This is a genomic window from Tenacibaculum sp. 190130A14a (assembly GCF_964048965.1).
Classification (GTDB): domain Bacteria; phylum Bacteroidota; class Bacteroidia; order Flavobacteriales; family Flavobacteriaceae; genus Polaribacter; species Polaribacter polynesiense.
The window spans coordinates 1,737,214-1,755,403 of record NZ_OZ040189.1 but is presented as its reverse complement, the minus strand read 5'-3'; the positions used below and the strand labels follow the sequence as shown (position 1 = coordinate 1,755,403).

Here is an 18,190-nt window from a genome sequence, read left to right as displayed (position 1 = left end):
AATATGAAGAATAATTTTAAAACATTTATAAATGATATACCACAAAACCTTTTTTCCGGTTTTGTTGTTTCTTTAATAGCATTACCTCTAGGTTTAGGTTTAGCATTGGCTTCAGGAGCACCTCCTATTTCAGGAATTATAGCAGCAATTATTGGAGGTTCTGTAGTAGCTTTATTAGGAGGTTCTAATGTAACTATCACAGGACCAGGAAATGGTTTAGTAGTAGTTATTTTAGGGGCTATTACCACGCTTGGAGCTGGAGATATGCATCAAGGTTTTTTATATACCTTGGCTGCCATAGTTATCTCAGGGCTCATTATGGTTATTCTAGGTTTTTTAAGACTTGGATCATTAGGAGATTTTTTCCCAGCATCTGCCATACAAGGAATGCTAGCCGCTATAGGTATTGGAATTTTTGCAAAGCAAATTCATGTAATGTTAGGAAATTTAAATGCCAAAGGAAGTATTGTACAATTAGTATTACAAACACCAGAAGGGTTATATAATTACGTTACCTCTAATAGTACCAGTGTTTTGTATGCTGGTGGTGTAGGTATTATAAGTTTGCTTATTATGGTATTCTATGGTAAAATTAGAAATAAGTATTTCCAATTGGTTCCTGCTCCTATGTGGATTGTAATGTTAAGTGTTGGAATGTATTACTTTTTCGAGTATTTTTCTGCTAGTAACTATCCTATCGATGCCAATTTATTAATTAATATTCCTGATGATGTAGTTTCTAATTTTAACTTCCCTGATTTTGGAAAGGTGTATGAAATGGACTTCATCAGCGCGGTTATTTCTATTACATTAATTGCTAGTATAGAAAGTTTATTGAGTATTAAAGCTGTAGATAAATTAGATCCATTAAAACGTCGTTCTAATGTAAACAAAGACATTCGAGCTTTGGGATTAGCTACAGTAATTAGTGGTTTCTTGGGTGGTTTAAATGTGGTAACAGTAATTGCTCGTAGTTCTGTAAACGTAAATAATAAGGGAAGCAATCGTTCTGCAAACTTCTTCCATGCTTCGTTCTTAGTAATATTTATTTTGCTTTTTGCTAGTGAATTACGTAAGATTCCACTTTCAGCATTAGCCGCTATTTTAGTTTACACTGGTTACAAGCTCGCTTCTCCAGAAAATATTAGCAAAGTATTTAAAATTGGAAAGGAACAGTTAGTTATTTTCTTAATTACTTTGTTAACCACCATTACCACAAGTTTAATTACTGGTATTTTAGTGGGTATTCTAGCCACTTTTGTAATTCATACATTTATCAATAAGAGTTTTAGTTTGTTTTTTAGAAACTTATTAAAACCCAATGTTCTAATGTTTAAAGAGGATGATAAGTACTACGTTTCAGTAAAGAACTTCTCTAGTTTTTTAAACTACACTAAACTAAAAGCAAAATTAGATCAAATCCCAGAAAATGAAGATGCTATTATTGACTTTACCTTATGTGATTTTGTAGATCATTCAGTAATGGAAAACCTCAACAATTATGCGGAATCTTTTAAACGTAAAGGAGGTCATTTTGAAGTAATTGGTTTAGATAGTCATAACTCTACTAGTGAACATCCTTTTGCTTTACGTAAAAATATACCGACGCAACAAGAAGATTTAGGTATCGTTCATAATTTAACTAAAAGACAAAAATCACTACAACATATCAGTACTGAGTTAGGTTGGGAATATCAATTATTGCCTTCTCAGGTAACAAAAATCCCTAGCTTTGGTTATTTCAAAACTCGTACAATTAAAAAGGTATCAAATGTACTTTCTAATGAAAATTGTACGTTGTTTGATGTTGAATTTCATGAGGGTGAATTATTTGCCAAGCAAATTATAAAAGCAACGATGCTACATATTCAATTAGAAAATGACGTACCTGATTTTACTTTAGATCGTGAAGGTATTTTTGAGTATATATATCATTTCGCTGGATTTAAAGATATTGATATAGATGAGCATCCAGATTTTTCTAAACGTTTTTATTTATCTGGTAAAAGCACTTCAGAAATAAAGCATTTCTTTACAGATGAATTAGTACTCTTTTTCGAAAGTAATACATACTACCACATTGAAGCCAGCAATCGAGGGTTATTAATTATTGGTAGAGAACGTTTAGCCGGTGTTAAAGAAATTAAAGCGTTAGCTGATTATGGTATGCGTTTACAAAATACTATATGCAAGAAAAAAGAAGCTATTGCAATTTAAGCATACGTGTTTTTTCATTACCAAAATCATCTAAGACCGTAATTTTATATACTCCCTTTTTAGGGAGTATTTCTTTTTCATGATATTGTTGCGTTTTACCAATGTATTTTTCATTCATATACCAAAATACATTTGCTTCAGGATTGGAATGTGTCAACTTCAAAATTAATGGATTTACATTTCCATCTGCTCCTTTGGTTAATGAAACTGTTGATTCATATTTGGTTGGAATCACAAAGTCCATTGTGTTTAGATCTTCTTCAATACATCCTTGTTTATAGTTTGGTAACACACTATAATCTGCATTTTTCTGTTTGTAATAATAGGCCATTAATGGAGGTAATACGAACCATGGTTTTCTTTTAATATTACTAACAGATTCACAATTGGTATTTACTCGATACTTCTCTGTTTTATCTACCGTAACTTCTTTATGATAAGGACATGGCTTTACACGAATTCCTTTTTTAGGAATTCTCTTTCTTGTAGATTCACAGATAGGTAAAGCTAAATACCCACTTTTTTTACAGATATTCTCTTCTACTAAATCTTCAAAAGGTTCTAAAAACCATGATGATTTAGGTAATACATCGAACACATCAAACATGATAGGTGCTGCACTCCCAACTCCTGTTAAATCCGCTCTTCCTTCTCCGTCTGAATTTCCTACCCAAACTCCTACTACATATTTTGGAGTTGCTCCAATAGCCCAAGCATCTTTATTACCAAAACTAGTTCCTGTTTTCCATCCTATCTTTTGAGAGGAGTCAAAGTACTTCCATGCTTGATCTGTGTATGGTCTGTTTACTTCTGTAAGTGTATTCAGTGTTGTAAAGGCTGATCCTGCATCTATATTAGTATATTCTTTTTGTTTCTTTCCGTAAACGATTTCTTTCAATTGTAAGAAACTTGGTTCTATAAACTCTTGTGAATAATATTGATGTTTTAAATCTTCATAATGATTGATAGTTCCAGCATATCCAGCGAATGTTTTGCATAGATCCCACAAACTAGCTTCTGCTCCTCCAAGGATTAAAGAAAGTCCATAATAATCGGCAGACTTATTAATATCGTTTATATTATACTTTTTTAAATCTTCTCTGAACTTCTCTAAACCATAGCTTTGCAACATTCTTACTGCTGGAATGTTTAAGGATCTTGTCAACGCTTCATTTGCAGGAACTACTCCATCAAAAGTTAAATCGAAATTTTTAGGGGTATATCCAGCTATTTCTGTTGGTACATCAACAACCAATTGCGTTGGTAATAATTCACCTTCATTTAGCATATGTGCATATAAGAAAGGCTTTAAAGTACTTCCTGTACTTCTTGGAGCTATCACATTATTCACATCCTTTTGATGATGTTTGGTGGTAGGAGCGTTTCCTATATAACTAAGTACTTTTCTCTTTTCAACATCTAACACTAAAATAGCCAAATTATGTACTTCGTTTTGTCTTTGTAATTCATAATGCTTTTTAGCAATCGTGTTTATTTGTCGTTGCAAATAAATATCAATAGAACTTCTTATACGTTTACCAGGATGTTTTTTGGCTACTTCTTGCACAAAATGTGGTGCTACTGTAGGTAATTTATAAGGTTTCTTAGGAAGCTCTTCTTCAATAGCTAATTCATAGGTTTCTTTGTCAATGATCTCCTCTTGAAACAACTTTTTTAATAAAGTATCTCTTTTCTTTTTAAGTCTTAATTGATTCTTACCTGGGTAAATAAGAGAAGGAGCATTAGGTAAAACTGCCAGCGTAGCACTTTCTGCCCATGAAAGTTGATGTGGTGCTAACCCAAAATATCTCCAAGCTGCCATTTCTAGTCCAACTACGTTCCCACCATAAGGAGCATGAGACGCATAGAGTGTTAAAATTTCTTCTTTTGAAGAACGAAGCTCTAATCGTGTAGCTAAAACAAGTTCTTTTAATTTCTCCGTATATGAACGAGTCGTATTCTTTCTTGATAAACGAATAACTTGTTGGGTAATAGTACTACCTCCTCTTACAACTTTTTTTGCTTTGATATTTTCTTGTAAAGCTTTAGCTATAGAAATTGGATTAAATCCAAAGTGATCATAAAAATAAGCATCTTCAAACTGTAAAATACACTGTTCAAATTTATAAGGAACCGAATCTAATTCTGGAAATCTCCATTGCCCATCTTTAGCTATTATTGCACCTAACAAAGCATCATTCTTAGCGGTAACTACTGTTGATGTAGGCGTATTAAAAAGTTGTTTAGGTAAACAGAAATAGTATAAAACCATAAAAAAAACAATAGTGATAATTTTTATCCTATGCCTCTTAAAGATGTTATCCTTTTTTTTCATTTACAATTTATCTATTTCAAAAGTAAAAACTACACGTAAAGACTAACTTATACGATATAAACGCGCACCTTTCTATTCTTTAAACGTGTATTATTAAAACTTTCTACTAATCTTTTAGCTTCTGTTTTTGGTACTGCTATAAAAGCACAATCTTGTTTTAACTCAATAACACCTAATTGATCTTTAGTTAGGTTTCCTTTTTTAAAAAATAACCCTGCTATATCTCCTTTGGAAATCTTATCTTTTCTTCCTCCTGAAATAAATAACGTTTCCCAATAGCGAGGTTTTACCTTCTCTTTGTGCGATATATCGGCATTTGATGCATTTTCAATAAACTCAGGCAATTCTTCCTTTTGCCACTTTAAAATATATGCAGTTCCTTTTGCATTCACTCTTGCTGTTCTACCATTTCTATGTGTAAACTCTTCTATACGCTGCGGTAATTCATAATGAACAATATAATTCAGCTCTGGAATATCTATTCCTCTAGCTGCTAAATCTGTTGCCAATAGTACTTGACTTGTTCCATTTCTAAACTTTATTAGTGATCGTTCGCGATCTCTTTGTTCCATTCCTCCAGAAAAACAACTATGTGCTATTCTATTTTTTGATAAAAACTCACTTACCCTTTGTATGCTATCTTTAAAATTGCAAAATACAATTCCCGATTTATCTCCTATGTGTTGCAATAAATCTACTAATGTTTGTTCTTTATTTTTTGAAGGTGATACAACCGTTTTTAGCGTTAATTTTTTAGATTTTTTCCCAGTTAAATAGTTTAATACTTTTGGAGAATCTAACCCCACAAAGCTAGGTATCTCCGTTTCTTGTGTAGCAGACGTTAAAATTCTCTTACTTATGTTAGGTAACTGATTAATAATTCCTTTCATTTCATATTCAAAACCTACTTCTAACGACTTATCAAATTCATCTAATATTAAAGTTTTAATATGTTCTTTCGAAAAACGATCGCTTGCAATATGGTCTGAAATTCTCCCAGGAGTTCCTATCAAAATACTAGGTGTATGTTGTAATTCTATCTTATCTTTTGACATTGCTCTACCTCCATATACTGCATTTATTTTTAACCCAGTACCCATTTCTCTTAGTACTTGCTCTATTTGAATTGCTAATTCTCTTGAAGGAACCAAAATTAATGCTTGCACATTATTATTTTTAGAGTCTATCAATTTTAAGGTTGGTAATAAAAAACTTAAGGTTTTACCTGTACCTGTTGGCGATAATATAACGGTATTAACATTTGTTTCTACCACTGAAACCGCTTCTTTTTGCATTTCATTTAGTTCATAGATATTAAGCTTTGCTAAAATATCTTCTTGTGTCTTTATTGTATTTGCCATTTATATCTATGAATTTTTATTTGCAACAAAGATAGTCAGTCTTATTACAGTAATTAGGGTTTAATTTTTAATAAAAAAGCTTATCAAGAAAGTTCTTAATAAGCCCTATATAAAAGATTTTACTTCTCCTAATTATTCAGATAAGGGTTCTTATTTTTACTCCATGTTAATGTCGTTTGATCTCTTACAGTTGAAGGATTATCTGGAACTGCTTTGTAATATGGATTTCCAACATCATACCCCATTGAAGTTAGCTTTACTTCTCCTGAACTCAAAATATCTATTTTAGAGTACCCGAAAAACTTTGCAGACCCAGGGCTTCCACTATTCCCTGCAATTACTTGATAGGTTCCTTCTCCTCCCGGTTGCATTCTCTGGTAATCATGCAAATGAGCAGATAACATTGCTACTACCTTATTCTCAACTAACTTGGGCCATAATACTGGACCTTCTGGAAAACCAGCATGTCCTGTTTCTGGTTTACCACTTACATAATAAGGTTTATGTCCTAAGACAAAAACATGATCTATTAATGGATCTTTTCTATACTCTTCAACCTTATTAATTATCCAATTGGTAGGTATTTGTCCTTCCAATCCATATGGGTTTTCAGTAGTAGGTGTATTATAAGTATCTGTATTCATCAATACAAAGCCTATATTCTTTCGTTTAAAAGCAAAAGTCATTTGATTGTTTATACTATCTTTTCCCATAACATAATCTCTATCTTTTGGCATATATTCTGCCATATGCTTCATCCAAATTTGTGTAGCTCCTTTTAAAGGCCATTCATCATGATGTGGTACATTATAGTCATGCCAATACAACATTTCATGATTTCCTGGAATTGCTACCATTTCTATATTCGCTTTACTAATTGTACTAAAATTGGTGTTGTAATACAATTCTTTCCAAGCTACTAATTGATTTTCTAAATTTTCAGTTGTTGATTCTGCCAACACCATATCTCCTAAAAAAAAGAACAAATCAGGTTTTCTTTTTAAATCAGCAATTTCTGTCCAAATTCGTTTCATTGCTGATAAGTTCGCGGTGGATGCATTAGTTGCGGTAGTATCTCCTACTTGGTGTCTATCTACTCTATTACATCCTAAAAAAGTAAAACTAAAAATTACAGAATCTTTTTTCTTCTCTACAATTTCTTTTTTTTCTGATGTTGATTTGACATTTTCTTTCTCTTTTGATTTACAGCCTATCGTTAAAATAGCTAATAAAATAAGTACAATACTTTTGTTCATTTGTTTATTGTTTAGTTAGTTAGTATTCTAAAATAAATATTATCTGTTAATCTCAACCAACTAATTCTAATAAACTCGATAAGCATAACTCAAATTTCTATAAGATCAAAACCATATCTAACTCTTTGTATTAAAACAAAACATCGTTATTTACTTTACTACTTGTACCCATCTTCCTTTATTTCTAGAAATGTAGTCATTATCATACATAGCTTCAACCTGAATTCCTGGTAGGTAGTATATTCCTAGATAAGAAGCATTTAACAGCACTCTAAATGTTTTTGTTTCGTATGATTTCAATGTAAAATAGTTACTAATACTAGCATCTCTTATATCCGTATAATCTACATTAGAAGAAGTTGTGCTATTTCCGAAATCGGTAAAGCGAGTATTCACTATTTCCCATCCTGATGGAATATATTGGGTCAATGCCACGTTTTCTACTTTTCTATTGGTTGTATTTCTAACCGTAACTTCTGCAATAAAATTACTTCCCTGAGTTAACTTGTCTGGTTCAATTTGAGTTCCTTCTTTGGTTTTATAAATCACTTTTGATTCTAAATTCTTCTGAAGAGATTTCTCTTCTCCTACTGGTAAAATTCCTTTGTTTAAAACTCTAACATACAATACTCCTTTGCCTTTATTGTTCAACTTAACTACATTTTCTTTTTTAAGTTGAAGTATGTCTTTAACATATAAAGATTTTGAAGTATTCACATTATTACTTTCTCCATTAAAAGCATAGTTTGCTTCAATTCCACTATTTTCTCCGTTTCTTAAAGCATATTGACTTATGGCTAACAAGCTATAAGCTGTTGTTTGCGTACTCATCCATTGATTTCCAGAGAGACTTTCTGATATTTCTTTAGCTAGTTTAATAGCTTTTGTATCATCATTTAACAAGGTATAAGTTTCTAAAGCCATGGCTTTATTTCTTGTTTCAGAACCATAGTTATAATAATTAGTGCGTCGGTAAGATTCTGAAGTAAGCGACCTTAAAATTGACTTTGCTACTGATTCTTTTCCTATTAAAGCATACGCCGCTGCCAATCGCATTTTTGCTTCGTTAGAAATACCATTGGTTTCTCTTAAACGGTTCATCGATGCTAAATCTGGACTGTTTGCTAAACTCAGTGTATACAATCTATATGCTTGAGATAAAGCATTGTTATAATACGTATTTCCATTTCTCCAATTTCGAGCTTGTTGCTTTTGATAACCAATCCATTTTGATCTAAATCCAATTGGTAATGCATATCCCTTTTTAGCCGCTTCTATCATAAAATGTCCGGCATATGAGGTTCCCCAACTATTTGCTGATCCTGATCCTTGCCAGTAGGACAAGCCTCCATTAGATAATTGAAAATCTGACAATCGTTGAATGGTTGCTTTGATATTTCTTTCTATCGATTGTTTTTTGTCATCTGATAACTCAAAAATCTCTGTTAAATATACCTGAGGAAATGCACTTGAGGTAGTTTGTTCAACACATCCATGTGGGTATTGAATTAAGTATCCCAATCGTTTTGTAAAATTCATAGGAGGTAATGTTGACAGCTCAATACTGGCACTATTTGTTCCTTCGGTTCCAAACGTTGCAAAATTTATTTCACTTTGCTCATTTGTTTTCAGTACCATGTCTTTTACTTCTGTTGTAACAGGGTTTGGGTTTAACACATCAATCTCCACCTCATAAGTAGCCTTTTCTCTTCCTGAACTTGCTTCTACTTTAACCTTTCCTATTCCTTTAAAGTCATTTACCTTCAATGTAAAATAGGCCATTTTCTCATCAGGTTGAGTAAAATTGATGGTTTCAGTTTTATCTCCTATAATGGTATAGGATTCATTTGACGCTACCGTTACTTTTACATTTTTAATAGATGGTTTCATTGCGAATACAGTAACCGGTAATGTAACCGTTTCTTGTGGTGTTATCTTTCTTGGTAAAGATGCTAAGACCATTACTGGTTTACGCACAAAAGCCGTTTTTTCATCACTTCCGTAAGCTTCTTTCTTAGTATCCGTTGCTACCACCATAGCTCTTACAGACCCGACATATTTAGGAATTTTTATTTCATGTTTCTCAGTCGCTCCCTTTTTTAATTCAAAAGGTCCTAAATAGGTTACCATTGGCTTAAAGCGATTTGCTTTTCTATTTTTACTTCCCGCTTCAGCTTCATCTCCTCCAATACTTAAAATCTGATTTACTTTACCTCCATAGGCACCAATAACATCATCAAAAACATCCCATGTTTTTACTCCTAATGACTGACGTGCATAAAAAGTACTCCAAGGATTTGGCGTCTTAAATCGGGTTAAATCTAACAAACCTTCATCTACTACAGCAATGGTATAGGTCATTGGTTTTCCATCTTTTTCTTTTACACTAATCGTTGCTGTTGATTCTGGTCTTATCTCTTCCGCTAGACTTATTTCTGGTGCTAGTTTTGTTGCAGGATCATTTACTAGCATTGGAATGGAACCATACATTCTTATAGGTAAATCATTTACGGTTTGTGCATGTTGTTGTAATAACGAAATATTTACAAATACATTCGGTGTGTAACTTGGTAATACAGGAAAAGAGAATTCTGTTTGCTTTCCTTGTGTTTCCACCCAAAAATGGTTCAATACTTCTGTACCATTTTCTATAGTAATCAATGCACGCCCACCTTCAGAACTAGGAAACTTAACTACTGCCGTTTCATTTACTTGATAGCTTTCCTTATCAGTTGTAAAAACTAACATGGTAGCATTTGTTTTATCTTGACTTCCTTTCTTTTTTCCATACCAAGATGGCCAATCAAAATAAACTACCGAAGAAGTCACATGCTTACTTTTCTTATCAGTTACTTTGATTAAGTAACGTCCCCAATCATTCTCATCAATTTTTAAATCAAAGCTTCCTTTTCCATTTGCATTTGTGCTAACTTTAAGCGTTTTATAAGATTGATGATAACGCGTTCCGTCATAACTTGACAATCCGTTATCTGACGTACTCCACCACCATCTCCAAGATAGTTTATATACTTTTACCTCTAAGTTATTAGCTATTCCTTTTCCGTTTTCATTAACAGTAGCAACATTAAAGGTATATTTTTCATCTGTAAATAAGTAATTCTTTGATTGGGTTTCTTCAGCATTCAACAATCCTACATAACTTGTATAAGGTGATACTTTTTTTGAAAAAACATCTGTACTAAAATCCCCTCCATTTTCATATACTTTCGTAATAAAACTAGCTTTTAACATCCCAGGAGCTTTAGTTGATAATGTTGGCCTTACTGAAAAATTAGTTGTTCCTTCATTATTCAATTTTCCATCTAAAACTGAAAATTCCTCTGTACCAAAACGTCTGGTAACATCGTCAAAATTGTAATTAGTAAACTTCGGAAAAGTTGTTTTTGTTTGTGTAAACTTTCCTTTGATATCTAATTTTAAGTTTCGAGCAATAGCTCCATGCAACCATTTTACTTCAACATCTCCTGCAATAGGTTCTTTCGCTTTGAAATAATCTGGTTTGGCATCAAATTTTATTTTTAAACGATTCGGTTTGATCGTTTCTATCTTTAAGGTCTTATTAAAAACAGCTCCTCCAACACTTACCTTTAACTTCCAATTTCCAGTAATTGCTTCTGAATTTGTTTTAGGACTATACCCGTATACATTTGTAGCGTTTTTAAACAATACTTTTCGTTCCACAATTTTTCCTTGTGGATTACTTAACTCAAATTTTATTGGATGATTTTCTGGTAACGGATTTGCATTATCATTCAAAACAAATGTGAGGTACAATTGGTCTCCTGGTCTCCAAACACCTCTTTCTCCATAAATATATCCTTTAATCCCTTTTTGAAGTTTCGTTCCAGACACATCAAATTTACTCATTGACAAGGCATTTCCATCATTGAGTTTGATATACGTAGTATTATTATTCTTGCTTACAACAGCAAAAAAGGCATTCGTAACATCATCGAAAGTTGCAATCCCTTCTTTATCTGATTTTGTATTTACAATAGGCTGTTTTTGCAAGTTATACAAGGTTACATTAGCTCCATCTACAGGTGCAGCTGTCAACAAGTTCGTAACCGCAATAAAGGTTTTATTATTATTTCCTTTTTTTATAATAGCTCCCAAATTGGTAGCTAAGATATTGGTGCTTTTATTTTTATTGTAATAGTAAGACGTAGTACATGGATTTTGTCTATCACGCCAATTGTAACTATAATAATCATCATTGTAATAATTCGGATTATTATATGGTTCTTCTTTAATTTCCTTCTTTCCGTATACTATGGTGGTAGTATTGTATGCTCCATCACATGAATAATTAGAATATTCTTTATGAAACCCTAATTCTACACGATACATAGCTCCATCCTCTACAGAAATGATATCCGCTAAATCAAAGGCGAATGCATTTTCCTTATCTAGATTCAGTCCTTGATTAGATAAATTAACAGTATACTTTGCTATGGGTCTTCCAACATAACGTAAATTACCTTGATTACCTAAGTTATTATACTGTAAAAATTGCAATACGTTATCTTTATAAACCTTATAAATAGTAGCATCTACAGCTCTAAGGTTTACTGCTTTAAAATTTATTTTTAGGTTTTCTGAATTTGGTAAAATTGTACCACTTTTAATAAAACTAACTTCTGGTTTTATTTGTTCAAAGTGCAAGGTTTTTGTGAAACCATTTTTTAAACTATATCCACTAACATTTTTAACTCCTTTAAAAACTTCGATATCTACTTTATTCTTAAAAGAAGCTGTAGGATAAATAGTAACTATATTATTGTTTACTTTATAAGTAAACCTTCTTCTTTGTGTATTAGAAAACTGAATTAACCCTATCAAATCTTGCGATTTTTGAATAGGATCTGAAAAACTTATTTCAATATGTTGTTTATCCGTATCAAGAACTTCTACATTTAATACTTTAAAATTATTTTTCCCTGTTATAGTTATTTCCCGATCTCCCTTTGAATTTGATCCAATTGCGTTACCATTCCATAAAACATGTAAAGAAGTATCCTCTATTTTTCTTTCTAAGCTATCTATTTTAAAATATACTTTTGATACATACTTTTCGTTAGTATCAAAGTTTATTGCCTTCGCGTTTCCTTGATATTTTGCATTTAAAATATCTGAAAGTAAACTACTTTCCACAACATCACTTGTCGTTAAACTTCCTTCTACATAGTATAAGTCTTTAGAATACACTTTTGGTGATTCTAAGGATACATTAAATAATAACTCTTTTGTTTTTAGCTTTACAGTTAAGTTTTTTAAATCACTTTCCACATCATCATACAACTTTGATAAATGTAGTGTTACTGTATATTCCTTATTATTTTGGAGTTTATCTTCAGGCACAAAACTTAGCATATTGTCTTTCAAAATAACTTCTCCTGCTACTTTTGGTGAAACAGAAATAACATCATCTTTAATCTCTGTAACTTTCGGACTCTTTTTTAAAAGAAACTGTAAGTTCGCCGTCGTAGAAATTAGCTTTTCAGGATATACGCTTATATATTCACTAAATGCATTGATATTACTCTCTACTTTGGAATCTTTCTTACAAGAAACTATGGTTAATAGTACAAATAATACACTAAGAAATTGAATATTTCTTGAAAGTTGCTGTGGAAGGTTGAATTTCATTCTAGTTATGTTTTTGATAGCTTTTTAATTGAATACTAAAGTTACTGAAAATGTAGCTATCTCAATTCTAAATTTAGAATTCGTATCATTTCAATGAGTATTCGTGTTAAATGCAATTTTTATTAGGCTAACTAAATCTAAGCAACTCCTTAAAACTTTTGAATATTACTTAGTAAATAAGACCTAAACAAAACTAGCCATTTTAAACTTTTGAAATATAATTTATGCCATATATTTTTTACTTTTACACCCAGAAATAAAGAACATGTTAGGATTAAAATTTGAAACAGAAACTTCTTGGGTAGATGTTGCAGCAAACGGACTAGAACAATTATTAACAGATCATGCATTCGCAGAGCAAAAAGCTGCCTCAAATGCAGTATCTATTATTATCAACTATTCTGAAGAAACCGCATTGGTAAAAGATATGAGCGATATTGCTATTGAAGAAATGGAGCATTTTAGAATGGTTCATAATTTAATGGTTGATAGAGGAATGGTTTTGGGACAAGCTACGAAAAATGACTATGCCTTAAAATTACAACAGTTTTTTCCTAAATCTTCTAATAGAACAGAAGCTTTAGTACATCGTTTATTGGTTGCTGCTTTAATTGAAGCTCGTAGTTGTGAGCGTTTTAAAGTATTTTCTGACAATATGAAAGACGAACAACTAGCTACTTTTTATCGTGATTTAATGGTTTCTGAAGCAAATCATTATACTTTGTTCTTAGGATACGCTCGTACTTACATGGATAGAGAAGTTGTTGATAAAAAATGGAATGATTTATTAGCTTTTGAAGCTAATATGATGAAAAATAGAGGAACCATTGCTAAAGTTCACGGATAGTGTTTAGTAGAGAAGAATCAGCTCGTTTACGAAAAGAGTTTTGGACTAGTTTTGGAAAATCTTTTCCAAGAAAATGGTTATTGTACAATACCAAAATAAAAGGGTTTGCTTTTAAGTTTCAAGCAGATCGAAAAAAGGCTTCTGTTTGTTTAGATTTTGAACATTTAGATGAAGATGCTAATGAGCTATTATACGATCAAATGCTTTCTTTGAGAAAACTATTAGAAGCCGAAATTCCTGAGGTTATTTATGATGCTACTTTTGAATTAGAAAGCGGAAAAATAATTAGACGTATTTATGTTCCTTATGAAAAGAAGTTTAGCATTCATAATAAAAATACTTGGAGAGATTGCTACGAGTTTTTCGTAGCAACCATGTCTAAATTTGAATTATTCTTCTACGAATATGAAGACTTTATAAAGCAAGCTATTTAAAACCATCCTCGTTTTTTAACCTTTACCTTTTTAATTACCAGCGCTTCAACGGCAAATATCTCATGAAAATCATAGCTTATGCGCTCATAACCACCTACTCTCCATTGAGGACCATAAGAATTCTTAATGATAAACCCTTGATTATCATAACCAATAATAACAACCGCATGTCCCATATATTTATCTTGAGTGTCTGAAAACTGCATAGAGATTGTTCCATTGATTATTTGTTGATTTATATTGAGATAACGTCTTTTTGCTTGGGAGTACTTTGAAAAACTACCATCAGCTCCTCTTACTTTAAAACCTTTATCTGGTGTTATGGTTTGAAATGTTCTTGAAGGATTCGCTTGCCATGCTGGGATATACAATTTAGCATATGAAACCGGAATAGCTTTTACTCCATTTCTTAGTAGTTGTTTTATGTAAGCTATATTCTTTGCTTTCTTAGTTTCTAAATATTCGTAATCTTGTACAAATACCGTTGCCTTCTTTTTATATTTCCTAAATAAGGTAAAAAAACCGACTTCACCTTCCATGATATAAGACTCAAATTGTGTCTCATTCATAGGTCTTACCTTATCATAGTTCAATGTGTAAGGCAAATACTTCTCTTCTATAACACCATCCTGTATTAAAGAGTTTGGATAATACTTTAAAAAGTGCCCTCTCATAACTTTTGTTTTCCCATCGTATTGATGCGCTTTTTGCATAGCATACAAATACTTTTCACTTAAATCTTTTGGAACTTCGGGAAATGTTTCGAGTGCCGCTGCCACCGCAAAAGCTGTACAGGTAAATTTTACTCCTTGATTCTTAACAGGTGATTGGCTTTTCCAGTGAACTACTGGTAATAAATCACTTACCGTATTAAACTGCTGAGCAGCACTATTAAAAACAGGGAGCAGTAATACTGCTAAGAAAATCGATTTTCTCATGATACAATTATGTTTTGGTTAGTTTAGTTGTATAAATTTACCAATAATTGTAAATGGAAAAACACCCTTTTATAAAGAGTGTTTTTCTTATATTAAATATGTAGTTTTTTACTTTAACTGATAAACCTGATAGTAAAAGGATAGCTTGGCTCTTCTCCATTACTAGCTTTCACAGCATTTATTATTGGAAATATAAAATAGAATACTCCGATTATTAAAAACCCTAACAATCCTAAACCAAAAAACAAAACCATAGGAATACATAATAAAATGTATAGAAACATCGATATTCTAAAATTTATAATCGATTTACCATGTTCATCCATTCCTAAAACTTCATCCTTTTTTACAACCCATAATATTAAAGGTACGATAAGTCCACCTATTCCCGTTATAAAATCTAACAACTGACTTAAATGGGTTAATACTAATAATTCTTTGTTCTTTTTCATCTTTGTAAAAATTGGTTAATGTACTAATAAGACGAGCAACTTTCCTTTTTGTTACATTTATTATTAAACACAAATAGCAATATTTCAAACCATAGGAAAAACACCCTTATTCACTATAAACCAACACTTTAATTTGTTTGTTTTGTGTTTTGGCCTTAAATTTGCAACCGTATTATTTATAACCCCTAAACCCCAAAATAATGAATAACTTACCCCTAAAGTTATTGATAGTAGCATGTGCGCTATTTTTAACATCGTGTTCTTCAAACGAAGTTGAATTAGTAGAAAACAACACAGAATTTACCGTAAATCTTAATGAAAAATCTATTGAAGCTGATATCTTAACGAAGGTTAATGATTACAGAGTTAGCAATGGTTTCTCTCCACTAAGTAAGTTACAAGCAATCAAGTCTCAAACAAGCAATCACACGAATTATATGATTGAGCAAAGTAAAGTATCTCACGATAATTTTTACAAGCGCAGAGAATACTTGGTAAATAATGCTGGTGCTCTTGGTGTTGGAGAAAATGTTGCATACGGATACTCTTCAGCAAAATCAGTAGTAGATGCTTGGATTAAAAGTGAGGGTCACAGAAAAAATATTGAAGGTGACTTTACACACTTTGAGGTTACAGCAGAAAAGGATGCAAACGGAAGATGGTATTTTACAAACATCTTTGTTAAGAAGTAACAACATTAAAAAACAAAGAACCCCTAATTCTCTCCTTCCTACCAGATTAAATTAGAGGTTCCGAACTACTCGGGAAACTTTAAATAACTACAAGCTATTCATAATTATTTAGAATTATAAATTTAGATCTTCTATTTTCTTGATGTTCCTCTTCAGTACATCGAACATAATTTTTACACTTATTTACCAACTGTTTCTCTCCATAACCAATAGCACTTTGTATTCTATGAGGAGCTATTCCTCTTGAAATAATATAATCTCTTGTAGATTTTGCTCTTCTATCTGATAATATCTCATTATAACGATCACTTCCTCTACTATCTGTATGTGCTTCAATTTTAATAATCATTTTCGGATGATTGTTTAACACTTTTACTACAAATTCAAGTTCATAAGCAGCATCTGGTCTAATATTCCATTTATTAAAATCGAAAAATATTGGATTGATTACAATCTCTTTTCCTACAATTAAAGGTGTCAAGTATAAATCTTGTGTAATTTCTGCATCTCTCACCTCTGTAGAATAAGTTTTCTTTAGATCATCTTTGTAATCTAATTTCATTCCTCTTAGCGTAAATTCTCTGTTTTTACATTTAACTTGAAAAGAATAAGTTGCATCTTCTTCTGTTACAAATCTTTTAATAACTTTTCCATCAGAATCTATTAATTCTACCAAAGTATTTGGTAACATCTCTTTAGTTCTCACATCAAAAGTTTTCCCTTTTAGATATTGAAAACATTCAACAATTTTAAAACTATAAATGTCATCTCTTCCTTTACCTTCTGGCCTATTAGACGAAAAATACCCTGTTCTATTTCCTTCATTCATAAAAAAAGCGAAATCGTCATACCCACTATTAAAGGGAGCTCCTAAGTTTTCCACTTCTGAAGAATTATCATTTAACACGTTTGTTTTATATATATCTAATAGTCCTAAATTTTTATAACCGTCTGACGAAAAATACAGTGTATTATCTTTTCCTATATATGGAAACATTTCTTTACCAGAAGTATTTACTTTTGCTCCTAGATTTTGAGGTTCTCCATAAGCGCCATTTTCTAAAATTGCTACTTTATAAATATCGGCTTGACCAAATCCATTTGGTCTATCTGACACAAAAAACAATGTTTTTTCATCGGGACTCAAAGCAGGATGTCCATTGGAGTGAAGTTCACTATTTATAGGTAATTCTTCAATATTGGTCCATGTACCATCTTCTAACTCTGCTTTGAATATTTTTAAATGAGATGTACCTTCTTTATTGTGTTCTAGTTCGTTTTTTTCATTTAGGTTGTTTCTAGTAAAATACATTGTTTTTCCATCTTTAGTGATAGCAATACTTGATTCATGAAATCCTGTATTTACTTTTGTAGAAACAACAGGAATAATATCTTCTATTGTTTTATCTTGATTCTCTTTTATAATTTTACCTTGATACAAATCTAAATAAGGTTCATTGTTCCATTCGTAAAGCGCTCCCTTTTCGTTTTTTGCAGAAGCAAAATAAAACTTTCCATTATGTACATAAGGTCCAAAATCTGAGTTTTTTGTATTTATTCTCATGTTAGAAATTCGCACTGAATCTCTGTGAAGTGTTTTTAACTTCTCATGATTTACATTAAGTGTATTGATATAACTTTCAGGTAACTTTTTTAACCATACTTCTGCTTCTTTATAATCTCCAACACTTCTGAGAGATTGTGCATACCTATAAATACTCTCGTTTTCTAATAAACCTCCTTCTCTTTTACTTGCCAATCCATACCAATACACAGCTTGTTTGGAGTCAGCATTATTATAGTAACAATCTGCAAGTTTACTAAGTAAATCGACTCCATCATCTCCCTTATTTATTGCATTCCTATAAAACTCAGCTGCTTTAACATATGCATATTCTTTATAGAATTTATCTGCTAATTTTCTTTGCGAAAAAACACTAAACGATATAAAAGATAGTAGTAAAACTGTAAGTTTTGTTTTCATAATT

Annotated in this window: 11 protein-coding genes; 4 read left to right on the top strand and 7 right to left on the bottom strand. The window is 31.6% G+C overall.

Features of this window, described 5'->3' with window-relative positions; translation table 11 throughout:
- The first annotated feature begins 3 nt into the window (after nt 1-3).
- Nucleotides 4-2,217 (top strand): SulP family inorganic anion transporter, encoded by a 2,214-nt coding sequence (locus ABNT22_RS08465; protein WP_348717600.1) that lies wholly within the window; start codon nt 4-6, stop codon nt 2,215-2,217.
- Here the strand turns inward: ABNT22_RS08465 and pbpC are convergent.
- The 4 genes from pbpC to ABNT22_RS08445 form a co-directional block, all read right to left on the bottom strand.
- Nucleotides 2,204-4,552: a penicillin-binding protein 1C gene (gene pbpC / locus ABNT22_RS08460; protein WP_348717601.1), complete on the bottom strand. Its 2,349-nt coding sequence runs from the start codon at nt 4,550-4,552 to the stop codon at nt 2,204-2,206. The genes ABNT22_RS08465 and pbpC overlap by 14 nt on opposite strands.
- Before the next feature lie 47 nt (nt 4,553-4,599).
- Complete coding sequence (locus ABNT22_RS08455) at nt 4,600-5,913, bottom strand: DEAD/DEAH box helicase (RefSeq protein ID WP_348717602.1); 1,314 nt, start codon at nt 5,911-5,913, stop codon at nt 4,600-4,602.
- Nucleotides 5,914-6,041: 128 nt separating this feature from the next.
- Complete coding sequence (locus ABNT22_RS08450) at nt 6,042-7,169, bottom strand: metallophosphoesterase family protein (RefSeq protein ID WP_348717603.1); 1,128 nt, start codon at nt 7,167-7,169, stop codon at nt 6,042-6,044.
- 150 nt (nt 7,170-7,319) lie between these two features.
- Nucleotides 7,320-12,839, bottom strand: coding sequence for an alpha-2-macroglobulin family protein (locus tag ABNT22_RS08445; protein WP_348717604.1), 5,520 nt, complete (start codon nt 12,837-12,839; stop codon nt 7,320-7,322).
- A gap of 265 nt (nt 12,840-13,104) precedes the next feature.
- Between ABNT22_RS08445 and ABNT22_RS08440 the strand changes: the two genes are divergently transcribed.
- The gene (locus tag ABNT22_RS08440; RefSeq protein WP_348717605.1) at nt 13,105-13,686 is read left to right on the top strand and encodes a tRNA-(ms[2]io[6]A)-hydroxylase; all 582 of its coding nucleotides are present in this window, start codon (nt 13,105-13,107) and stop codon (nt 13,684-13,686) included.
- Nucleotides 13,686-14,120 (top strand): DUF4268 domain-containing protein, encoded by a 435-nt coding sequence (locus tag ABNT22_RS08435; protein ID WP_299104962.1) that lies wholly within the window; start codon nt 13,686-13,688, stop codon nt 14,118-14,120. Before ABNT22_RS08440 ends, ABNT22_RS08435 begins: the two co-directional genes overlap by 1 nt.
- On the opposite strand, the gene ABNT22_RS08430 is transcribed toward ABNT22_RS08435, so the two are convergent.
- Together ABNT22_RS08430 and ABNT22_RS08425 are read right to left on the bottom strand one after the other, a co-directional pair.
- The gene (locus ABNT22_RS08430; protein WP_348717606.1) at nt 14,117-15,058 is read right to left on the bottom strand and encodes a C1 family peptidase; all 942 of its coding nucleotides are present in this window, start codon (nt 15,056-15,058) and stop codon (nt 14,117-14,119) included. The two genes, ABNT22_RS08435 and ABNT22_RS08430, sit on opposite strands and share 4 nt — an antisense overlap.
- A 113-nt stretch (nt 15,059-15,171) precedes the next feature.
- Entirely contained in the window at nt 15,172-15,510 is a 339-nt protein-coding gene (locus ABNT22_RS08425; protein WP_348717607.1) for a DUF4870 domain-containing protein, read from the bottom strand.
- A gap of 200 nt (nt 15,511-15,710) precedes the next feature.
- Between ABNT22_RS08425 and ABNT22_RS08420 the strand changes: the two genes are divergently transcribed.
- Nucleotides 15,711-16,202: a CAP domain-containing protein gene (locus tag ABNT22_RS08420; RefSeq protein WP_348717608.1), complete on the top strand. Its 492-nt coding sequence runs from the start codon at nt 15,711-15,713 to the stop codon at nt 16,200-16,202.
- Nucleotides 16,203-16,296: 94 nt separating this feature from the next.
- On the opposite strand, the gene ABNT22_RS08415 is transcribed toward ABNT22_RS08420, so the two are convergent.
- Entirely contained in the window at nt 16,297-18,186 is a 1,890-nt protein-coding gene (locus tag ABNT22_RS08415) for an OmpA family protein (protein WP_348717609.1), read from the bottom strand.
- Nucleotides 18,187-18,190 lie beyond the last annotated feature (4 nt).

Excerpts from the sequence above, each read along its gene's own strand:
- ABNT22_RS08465 (WP_348717600.1), top strand. The coding sequence starts at position 4 with ATGAAGAATAATTTTAAAACATTTATAAATGATATACCACAAAACCTT.
- pbpC (WP_348717601.1), bottom strand. The coding sequence starts at position 4,552 with ATGAAAAAAAAGGATAACATCTTTAAGAGGCATAGGATAAAAATTATC.
- ABNT22_RS08455 (WP_348717602.1), bottom strand. The coding sequence starts at position 5,913 with ATGGCAAATACAATAAAGACACAAGAAGATATTTTAGCAAAGCTTAAT.
- ABNT22_RS08450 (WP_348717603.1), bottom strand. The coding sequence starts at position 7,169 with ATGAACAAAAGTATTGTACTTATTTTATTAGCTATTTTAACGATAGGC.
- ABNT22_RS08445 (WP_348717604.1), bottom strand. The coding sequence starts at position 12,839 with ATGAAATTCAACCTTCCACAGCAACTTTCAAGAAATATTCAATTTCTT.
- ABNT22_RS08440 (WP_348717605.1), top strand. The coding sequence starts at position 13,105 with ATGTTAGGATTAAAATTTGAAACAGAAACTTCTTGGGTAGATGTTGCA.
- ABNT22_RS08430 (WP_348717606.1), bottom strand. The coding sequence starts at position 15,058 with ATGAGAAAATCGATTTTCTTAGCAGTATTACTGCTCCCTGTTTTTAAT.
- ABNT22_RS08425 (WP_348717607.1), bottom strand. The coding sequence starts at position 15,510 with ATGAAAAAGAACAAAGAATTATTAGTATTAACCCATTTAAGTCAGTTG.
- ABNT22_RS08420 (WP_348717608.1), top strand. The coding sequence starts at position 15,711 with ATGAATAACTTACCCCTAAAGTTATTGATAGTAGCATGTGCGCTATTT.
- ABNT22_RS08415 (WP_348717609.1), bottom strand. The coding sequence starts at position 18,186 with ATGAAAACAAAACTTACAGTTTTACTACTATCTTTTATATCGTTTAGT.